The organism is Dyella sp. (genome assembly GCF_035508675.1).
Taxonomy (GTDB): domain Bacteria; phylum Pseudomonadota; class Gammaproteobacteria; order Xanthomonadales; family Rhodanobacteraceae; genus Dyella_B.
This window is the reverse complement of sequence record NZ_DATJMN010000308.1, coordinates 1-10288: the sequence shown is the minus strand read 5'-3', so window position 1 is coordinate 10288 and position 10288 is coordinate 1. Positions and strand designations below refer to the sequence as shown.

The 10288-nt window shown below is 62.7% G+C and carries 6 protein-coding genes; all 6 read left to right on the top strand.

What is annotated here, in order from left to right:
• On the top strand, positions 1 to 2448 hold a 2448-nt coding region (gene treY, locus VMA74_RS16450), incomplete at its 5' end, for a malto-oligosyltrehalose synthase (RefSeq protein WP_325368899.1).
• 234 nt (positions 2449 to 2682) lie between these two features.
• Entirely contained in the window at positions 2683 to 2871 is a 189-nt protein-coding gene (locus tag VMA74_RS16445) for a DUF2934 domain-containing protein (RefSeq protein ID WP_325368897.1), read from the top strand.
• Between the two features lie 76 nt (positions 2872 to 2947).
• Positions 2948 to 5101: a glycogen debranching protein GlgX gene (gene glgX / locus VMA74_RS16440; protein ID WP_325368895.1), complete on the top strand. Its 2154-nt coding sequence runs from the start codon at positions 2948 to 2950 to the stop codon at positions 5099 to 5101.
• Positions 5102 to 5652: 551 nt separating this feature from the next.
• On the top strand, positions 5653 to 7587 hold the full coding sequence (locus VMA74_RS16435; protein ID WP_325368893.1) for a hybrid sensor histidine kinase/response regulator: 1935 nt from the start codon (positions 5653 to 5655) through the stop codon (positions 7585 to 7587).
• A 570-nt stretch (positions 7588 to 8157) separates the two neighbouring features.
• The gene (locus VMA74_RS16430; RefSeq protein ID WP_325368891.1) at positions 8158 to 9330 is read left to right on the top strand and encodes an undecaprenyl/decaprenyl-phosphate alpha-N-acetylglucosaminyl 1-phosphate transferase; all 1173 of its coding nucleotides are present in this window, start codon (positions 8158 to 8160) and stop codon (positions 9328 to 9330) included.
• Positions 9331 to 10288 (top strand): glycosyltransferase family 2 protein (locus VMA74_RS16425; protein WP_325368890.1); only part of this gene is annotated, 958 nt, incomplete at its 3' end.

The window sequence follows — 10288 nt, the reverse complement described above, 5'->3', positions numbered from 1 at the left end:
GACATCGTCCCCAACCACATGGCCGCCGATGTCGCCAACCCGTGGTGGAACGACGTGCTGGCGGCCGGACGCGCCAGCCGTTACGCGCATTACTTCGATATCGACTGGCATGCGCCGCATACCGGCGGCAAGCTGTGGCTGCCGATCCTGGAAGTACCGCTGGAGCACGCGCTGGCGCGCGGCGAACTGCAGGTGGAACGCCACGTGGGCGGCACCACCCTCGCACTGGGCGTGCCGGGCACCAAGCTGCCGATTTCCGAATCGAGCCTGCGCCTGCTGTTCGACCTGGCCGGCCACGCGTTGCCACGCTTCAAACGCGCCAGCGATGCCATCGACGCGGTGCGCCTGGCAATGCAGGATGAAAGCCTGCACGCGCACATCGATCGCGCCATCGCCCAGGTGCATGCCGACAAGGCGCTGCTGCACCGCTTTCTGGACCTGCAGCACTACCGGCTCGCGTGGTGGCGCAGCGCTAGCCAGGTGATCAACTACCGCCGTTTCTTCGAGATCGATTCGCTGGTGGCGCTGGCGGTCGAACGCGACGACGTGTTCGACGCCGTGCATGCGCTGCCGTTGCGGCTGATCCGCGAAGGCATGATCGACGGCTTGCGCATCGACCATGTCGACGGTTTGACGCAACCGCGCGAATACCTGCGCAAGCTGCGTCTGCGCGCGGATCGCGCGGCGCGCATCGATCCGCGCCAGCCGGTACGGCGTATGACGCTGCACGTGGAAAAAATCCTGGCGCACGACGAAACGCTGCGCGAGGAATGGCCCGTGGACGGCACCACCGGCTACGACTTCATGCACCAGGCAGGCGCCTTGCTGCACGACCAGCAAGGCCACACGGAGCTCGCGCGGGCGTGGGAGGCGCTCACCGGCCGCCCGCGGCATTTCGGCAGCGAAGAGCGCGAGGCCCGCCGCGGCATGCTGGCGACCGGCCTCGCCACCGATCTGGCGCGTTGCGTACGCGCGTTCGAGCGCTACGTGATGGATACGCCCGAAGCCGGCGACGTCACGCCGTTGGCCTTGCAACGTGCACTGTGTGAATTGCTGGAACAGATGCCGGTATATCGCACGTATCTGGGTACCGGCACGATCAGCGATGAGGACCGCCACACGCTGGAGCACGTGTTCGAGCGCGCGATGCGCTATGGCGACCCCGACCTGACCGCGCACCGCGCGTACCTGCGCCAGTATCTGCTGGAAACCAAGGCGCGCTGGTTGAACACCCTGTCCGAGCGCCGCCATCTGCAGACGGCGCGGCGACTGTTCGAGCAGCTCTGCACCACGTTGAACGCTAAAGCGGTGGAAGACACGGCTTTCTATCGCTACGGCGTACTGCTGTCGCGCAACGAGGTCGGCAGCGATCCGCGCACCCTGGCGATCGACCCGCATCGCTTTCACACCGCCATGCAGCAGCGTGCCGGTGCATGGCCGCGTGCGCTGCTCGCCACCGCCACGCACGACCACAAGCGTGGCGAGGACGTGCGTGCCAGGCTCGCCGTGCTGAGCGAACGCGCGCGCTGGTTCGTCGACCAGGCGAGCCGCTGGGTAGCCGAACTGGAAAACGCCAACCGACCTTCCCGCGGCGCGCTGTGGATGTTGTTGCAAACCATTCTGGGTGCGTGGCCGCTGGATCTCGACGCCGACGACGGCGAGGCGATGTCCGCGTTTGCGGCGCGTATCGAGCAGTGGCTGCTGAAGGCCGAGCGCGAAGCCAAGCTGCATACGCGCTGGACCACGCCTAATCCTATCTATGAAGACGCTTGCAAGGCGGTCGTGCGCGATACGCTGCTATCGCCGCGCCATGAAAGCCTGCGCCGCGAGCTATGCGCTGCCGCCCGCAGCCTGGATGCGCCAGGCGCGCTGAACGGTCTGGCCGCCACGGTGCTACGCCTGACTGTGCCGGGCGTGCCCGACCTCTACCAGGGCACCGAGTATTGGGACCTCTCGCTGGTGGACCCGGACAATCGCCGCCCGGTCGCCTACGCGCCACGCCTTGCCAGCCTCGACGGCAACCTGCTGCCTGTGCAGTTGCTGGCCGGTTATCGCGACGGCGTGATCAAGCAGCAAGTGATCCACCGCCTGCTGCGCGCGCGCCGCCGCTGGCCGGACATGTTCCTGCGTGCCAGTTACGAACCAGCTGAAGTGAGCGGCTGGCGGCGCAACCATGTGGTCGCCTTCCTGCGCCGCCACGAAAGCCATCGCCTGCTGGTCGCCGTACCGCGGCTTTGCGCCGAAGGCATGGTGGCCGACGATCGCCCGATGGTGGACGGCGAATTCTGGAGCAATACCGCCATCGCCTGCCCCACCGATGACGGCCTGTGCACCTTCACTGATCTATTTACTCATCGTACGCATCAGGGCAGCCCGCAGGGACTGTCCGCGCAAGCGCTGTTTTCCGAATGGCCGGTAGCCGTGCTGATATCCGAATCCCATTCATGAACGCATATTCCGATCACCAGGATTTCTCTATCGTCATTCCGGCGAACGCCGGAATCCAGTCAAGCATGGCGTGCGCAGCACACTGCACATGCTTCGCACGACGCATTCAAACTGGATTCCGGACCCCTCGGAGCCAAGCACATCCATGCGCCCCCCGCATGCGAGCGCTCGCCGGAATGACGAGTGGCTGTGTCTCTAATGGCTGAAACTTTCTTGAGTTCGGAGCATTGATTCATGAACACATCACGCTCCCCCGCCGAACGGCATGCCCGCATCAGCGAAATTGCCCACAGCATCTGGGAATCGGAAGGACGCCCTGCCGGCCAGGAAACGCGGCATTGGCTGATGGCGGAGAAACTGGTGCTGGCGGAGGAACGACATGCTTCGCAGCAAAACGGCGACAAGAAAAAAGCGCAAAAGTAGGTGTTGACAGACTGGCACTTCATCCATGCCCATGCCGACGAAACAAACCGCAGAGATGATCAGGCAGATGGACGTCATGACCACATCCACGCTTCCGCGCCACGTAACGGGAGCGACCGAGCACCGCAACAGCCTGCGCGAAGGACTGCCGTTTCCGCTCGGCGCCACCTGGGACGGGCTGGGCGTGAACTTTGCGCTGTTCTCCGCCAACGCCACCGCCGTGGAGCTTTGCCTGTTCGACGACGAGGGCCACGAAACCGAACGCATCACCTTGCCCGAATACACTGACGAAATCTGGCACGGCTATCTGCCGGATGCGCGTCCGGGACAGCTCTACGGTTATCGCGTGCATGGCCCCTATGAGCCCGAAGCGGGTCATCGCTTCAATCCCAACAAACTGCTGCTCGATCCATATGCCAAGCAGATCATCGGCGAATTGACCTGGCACGATGCGTTGTTCGGCTACACCATCGGCCACCCCGATGGCGACCTCAGCTTCGACGAGCGCGACAGCGCGCCGTACATGCCCAAGTCGCGCGTGATCGATCCGGCATTCACCTGGGGCACGCATTACTGGCCGGGCGTGCCGTGGGATCACACGATCATCTACGAAGCACACGTGCGCGGATACACCAAGCTGCTGGCGCATGTGCCGGAGCTCTTGCGCGGCACTTTCGCCGGTTTCGCGCAGTCGTTCGTGGTGGATTACATCCGCTCGCTCGGCGTGACCTCGGTAGAGCTGATGCCGATCCATGCCTTCGTCGACGACAAGCACCTGCTGGAAATGGGCCTGCGCAATTATTGGGGCTACAACACCATCGGTTTCTTCGCGCCGCATCCACGCTACATGGCGACGTCGACCGTGGCGGAAATCAAGGAGATGGTGGCGCATCTGCACGATGCAGGGCTGGAAGTGATTCTCGACGTGGTCTACAACCACACCGCCGAAGGTAATCACCTCGGTCCCACGCTCTCGCTGCGCGGCATCGACAACGCCAGCTATTACCGGCTCACCGAGGAGCGCCGCTATTACATCAACGACACCGGCACTGGCAACACGCTGGACTTGAGTCATCCGCGCGTGCTGCAGATGGTGATGGACTCGCTGCGCTACTGGGCCACCGAAATGCGCGTGGACGGTTTCCGCTTCGACCTGGCTACCATTCTCGGCCGCGAATCGCATGGCTTCGACCAGGGCGGCGGCTTTCTCGATGCCTGCCGGCAAGATCCCATCCTGGGCCGCGTGAAACTGATCGCCGAACCGTGGGACGTCGGTCCCGGCGGCTACCAGGTCGGCAAGTTCCTGCCCGGCTGGGCCGAATGGAACGATCGCTTTCGGGATGCCACGCGCGCGTTCTGGCGTGGCGACGAAGGCTGGCTGGCGGAACTTGCCACGCGCCTGACCGGCTCGGCCGATCTGTTCGACCAGCGCGGCCGCCGGCCGAATGCCTCGATCAATTTCGTCACCGCGCACGACGGCTTCACGCTCAAGGACCTGGTCAGCTACAACGACAAGCACAACGAAGCCAACCGCGAAAACAATCGCGACGGCACCGACAACAACCTGAGCTGGAACCACGGCGAAGAAGGCTATACGGACGATCCGGATATTCTCACCCTGCGCCAGCGCCAGATGCGCAACATGCTCGCCACGCTGCTGCTCTCGCAAGGCACGCCGATGCTGCTGGCCGGCGATGAATTCGGACGCACGCAAGGTGGCAACAACAACGCCTATTGCCAGGACAACAACGTCACTTGGCTGGACTGGCCGGCAGCCGGCGAGCAACGCGGACTCACCGATTTCGTGCGGCGCCTCACGCGCCTGCGCCGCGATTATCCGCTGCTGCGCCGCAGCCGCTTCCTGCGCGGCCTGGTCGATGAAGAGTCCGGCATTCGCGACGTCACCTGGCTGACGCCCGACGGACACGAATTCAACGAAGCGCAATGGCACAACCCCAAGGAGCGCTGCCTCGCCATGCTGCTCGACGGCCGTGCCAAGCCCACCGGCATCAAGCGGCCCGGCGCCGATACCACGCTGCTGCTGTTGATCAACGGCCATTTCGAGGATGTGGTTTTCACCCTGCCGCACGATACCGGCACGGTAGAGTGGCGCTTGCTGATCAGCACCGCAGCCTATGCGCCGGTCGTCAACGAAGGTCATGTCACGCTGCTGGCCAGATCGCTGGCGTTGTATCGGGCCAGGCCGGCGAAAGGCGGGTATGACAAATAACTCAAGCATGCATCGCCGTGTAGGTAGGCGGTGAGCGCACGCCAACCCCAACGTCGCCATGCAGAAGCCGATGGTGGAGTCGCCCCGGGTCAGCCTACAAGACGGCACCATGAGCATTGGCTGGCGCATGCTTGCTTGCACTGCTTTTCCGCCACGCTCCGAACCGGTCAGATTCAGCTTTCGTAAATGGAGAAAAATCGCAATATTTTGGGGCATATGAATGCGCAGCATTCACGACCCCATCACAGTATTCCCATCATCTTTACGCCGACTCAACGGTGAGGGGCTTGTGGCAGCCGGATGCTGCCGTTGTCAGGGTGTCGTTTCTACGCCAAGACCGGAGCAAGACCGTTGCGTTTGGAAGCTGGGGCGTGGACACCGTGTATGCATTACGCCAATCGAACGTCGTGAGCTATCGAGTTGGATGAAAATCCCACGACCCTCACGTGTGAACGTGGTGTCGCCAGCTGACGCAAAGCAAAGGCGCAGTGTCAGGTGAATTGGATGACCCTGCATTATCCACTCGGCGTCATGTGTATAGAGTCGTACTCATGGAAATTGCAGTCTCGAACCACGCGCTGCCTGCTTCTGCCCAGACCGACCACAGCATTTTCATCCTCGATCTCCACGGCCACATCCTCGCCTGCCACAACAGCCATCTGCTGTTCGACGAGCGGCACGCGCGCGAATTGCTTGGCAAGCACTACGCCAATGTCTACCCCAACCCAGGTGGCGCCGACCTGTTGCAGCTGGCGCTCGACGCGGATCTGGCCGGCCGGCATGCTCGCGTCGAATCCTGGCTGCCCAGCGAGCGCAACCTTCGCATCCGCCTGGAAATATCCGTACATGTGCTGAAAGCCGCGGGCCAGCGCCCCCACGGCTTCGCCATGATCCTGCGCGACATGCGCTTGAACCGGCGCACCCATGATCGCCTGCGCGAATGCGAACGCCGCCTGCGGCTATTTATGCAAGGCACGCCCGAGCATGCCATTTGCATGCTGGATCGACACGGCAACGTGCTCGACTGGAACGCCGGCATGCGGCGCATCACGGGTTATGCGGCCAGGGATATCGTCGGCCGTTCGTTCTCGGCCTTGTTCCCGGAAACACCGCAGCCATTGCCGCTTTCGGCGCAGTTGCTGCAATGGGCGGCGATCGGCAATCCTGTAAAGGTAGAGTGCGAATTGGCGCATGCGAATGGCACGCACGTACCGGCCGAAGCCGAGGTGCAGGCCGTTCATGCCGACGATGATTCGCTGATCGGCTTCGCGGCGCTCATCCACGACTGCACGCAGCAGAAGCTGGTGGAGCAATGTCTGCGCGAAGCCCGCGGCCAGCTCGTGCATGCACAGAAAATCGAGGCCATCGGCCGCCTTACCGGGGGCATTACGCACGATTTCAACAATGCCCTGCAAGGCATCATCAGCTCGCTGGAGCTGGGCGCACTCAGCCTCGACATGGACAACGTCACGCAAGCCAGGCACCACATGATGGCGTCCCTGCATACTGCCATGCACGCCGGCCGGCTCACCCAACGGCTGCTGTCGCTATTGCGCCGGCATGCGCCGCCCTCCCAGCTCATCCATGTCGCCAAGGTGTTGCAATCCATGCGCGAATTGCTCAGCCGCACGCTGGGCGACGACATCACGCTCGAGGTTTCGCACGCGGATGATCTGCCGCTGGTGGCATGCGACGGCGACCAATTGGAAAGCGCCCTGGTCAATCTTGCCGTCAACTCGCGCGACGCGATGGGCGGCCATGGACATATGCGCATCAGCTGCCGCCTGTGCACGCAGAACGACAGCAGCGTCCGTGTCGCGCTGGGGCCTGCCCACGGTTCGTATGTCGAGATCGCCGTGGCCGACGACGGCCCTGGCATGCGCGAAGAAGTACTCCAACGCGCGTTCGAACCTTTCTTCACCACCAAGCCTGAAGGACAAGGCACCGGTCTTGGTCTATCGATGGTCTACGACTTCGTGGCGCAATACAACGGCGTCGTGGATATCCGCAGCAGCCCTGGCGCCGGCACCTGCGTGCTGCTCTACCTGCCGTGTGACAACACCGCCATTCCGGAAGCCGCGCCGTTGAAAAGCGGCAACCCGCCGCCGGACCTGCATGGCTTTCGCATCCTGGTGGCAGAAGACAACGAAACCATTCGCCATTCGGTGGCGACACGCTTGCGGCAACTGGGCAGCGAGGTGGCGGAAGCGGCCTCCGGCAACGAGGCCTTGTCGCTGCTGGCCGGCGGCCCCGCATGGGATCTGTTGCTGTCGGACATCGACCTGCCCGCCATCGATGGCTACGAGTTGTGCTCGCAGGCGCGCAAACAGCTGCCCCAGCTACGCGTGATCTTGATGACCGGTTATGCCGATTCCGAATGGCTGGAATACAACGATCTCGGCGAAGCAACCAAGACCTTGATCAAGCCGTTCGACATGGGTGACCTGCTCGACAAGGCGCAATTGCTATTGCAGCCAGCGGACTGAGCAGTTGCTCTGTTCACGCGCCGCACGCTGCGGCCCTAAGGCAAGAAGCAAGGCGTAGGTCGGCGGTGAGATGTAGCCGAACCCCAACGTTGCATTCTGCATGGTGATGTCGGGGTTCGCATTCGCTCAGCACCAACCTACGAGAGCTTGCTGTTCACGCTATGCACGCTGCGACCTTTACGAACGCCTCGCCGTTCACTATTCATGAATGTGCATAAATCGACGTCGTTTCCTTGTGCATTTGCACACGCAGCGCATACGCCCCCATAGCGACAATCGCATAGACGAATCGACCCTGAGCACCTCTTCTATGTCTACCCGCATGCACATTTCGTTAGAGAAACGAAAAACGCCACGACCCCGTTCCATCCTCTCGCTCAATACCCATTCATCGCTATTTCACTCAGAAAGAAGCAGAAAAACCATTCTTTTCGAGGAACCTCTCACGGCGCTGCGCTCATCGTCCAATCCCTAGGATCGCTCACCCGTCACACGTGTTTCACATGACTCATCGCGTAGCCAAGTAGAAGCTTCGCGCCACCTTCAAACCGTCTGTAGTTGGGAGAACCGATGAGTTACCGCGCGCTTATTTCATGCGTCATCGCCATGCTTTCAGCTGCAGTCGCCCTGGTCTTCCTCTACCACCATGCCGAGTCGATCGGATTGGTGGACAAGCCGAGCGAGCGAAAGCGCCACGTCGGGAACATCCCTCTTATCGGTGGACTTTCTGCGCTGTTCGGCGTCATAGCCGGCATGTGCTTCGAGGGCGAATCCCTGCTGTTCACCAATGCGCTGCTGGGCACCGGTGCGGTGCTGGCTCTGACCGGCGCACTGGACGACCGTTTCGACCTGAGCGTGCGCAGCCGCTTACTGGTGCAGGCCGCGGCCGTCCTCACCATGGTCTATTGCACGCACATCTATATCCACACGCTCGGCCATCTGTTTGGTCACAACCTGGAACTGGGCGATTTCGGCATTCCGCTGACCCTGCTCGCCGTGATCGGCCTGCTCAACGCGTTCAACATGATGGATGGCATCGATGGCCTGGCCGGCATGCTGACGCTGGTGAGCATCGGCGCCATCAGCGTATTCCAGGGCATTTCGCAATGGCACAGCATCATCCTGCTGTTGCTGCTCGCCGCAGCGCTGCTGCCTGACCTCGCCGCCAACCTCGACTTGATCGGACGCAAGGTATTCCTGGGCGACGCCGGCAGCATGATGATCGGTTATTTCCTGGCATGGACATTGATTCAGCTCAGCCAGCAGCCGCACCCGCATTTGTCGACGGTCGACGTGTTGTGGTGCGTCGCGCTGCCGGTGCTGGATACCTTGCAAGTGATGATCCGACGCATGCGCGAGGGCAAGTCGCCATTCAAGCCGGATCGCGGCCACATCCATCACGTCATGATGAACGCCGGTTGCAGCGCGCACAGCGCGCTGGTGCTGCTGGTTGGATTGGCGATGGCGCTGGTCTATGTCGGCACCTGGACGCGCCATCTCACACCGGGCAGCAATTTGCTGGCGTTTGCCTCCGTCGCCGCGATCTACGTCGTTCTACTGGGCAGGATCTATCACACGCAACAGGCTAGCAAGGCGATGGTCGCCACTGCGCGCACGATCGGCGCAGGGCAACGGTTGTCGCTCGCCGCGCCGCTGCAACCCACCACGGTGGGGCCGTATCAGGAACATGAAAACGAAACCCATCAGGAAAGCGTGGAATCGTCGGAGCAACAGCAGGCTTGAATGCATGATCGCGACCATCACCCGCGCGGCCAACATCGATGGGAAAAAACACCATTGGTCACCACTGATCGAGCAGTTACCACACGCAGGACTTCACCGCCATCGGCCACCGCGGCGGACTTCGATCGCCGCCAGAATGGTGATGACGGCCTCGCGCCGGTCAGCGTGGTGGTGCCGTGCTACCGCTGCGCGCACACCATCGGCCCGGCGGTAGCGTCGATCGCGGCGCAGATACTTCGCCCCGCCGAAGTGCTGCTGGTGGACGACGGCAGCGGCGACGGCACATTGCAACAGCTCGAAGCGATCGCACGAGACTTCCCACCCGGCTGGATCAAGGTGATCGCCATGCCGCGCAACGCCGGCCCATCAGCTGCGCGTAACCGCGGCTGGAATGCGGCGCGGCAGCCATGGATCGCGTTTCTCGACGCCGACGATACCTGGCATCCGCAGAAACTGAAGCTGCAGTTGGACGCGCTACGGAACGATCCCGACATCGCCCTGCTTGGGCACCCGATGAACGTGCAATCGCGCACAGCGCCGCCGCCCGCGCTGCGGCAGCCGCCGCGGGTGCGCGTACTGGCGCGCCATCTGCTGATGTTGCGCCACCCGTTTCCTACCGCATCGATCATGCTGCGCCGCGACCTGCCGTTTCGCTTCGATGAAACGCGCAAGCGCGCGGAAGATTTCCTGCTGTGGGCGCAGATTCTGTTGTCCGGCTATCGCTGCGCGAAGCTTGACCAGGTGCTCGCCTCGTACCACAAGCCGCCGTTCGGCGCCGGCGGACTCAGCGGCGACATGCATGCGATGTACACCGCCGCCGTCGACGTTCGCCGCAGCTTGCACCAGATGGGCCTGCTGGGCTGGTGGCAATGGCAGTTGGTGGAAGCGCTGGCCTGGTTTCGCCATGTGCGGCGGCGCGCGCTGGCCTTTGCCCGCCACCAGCAAAATGCACTACCCA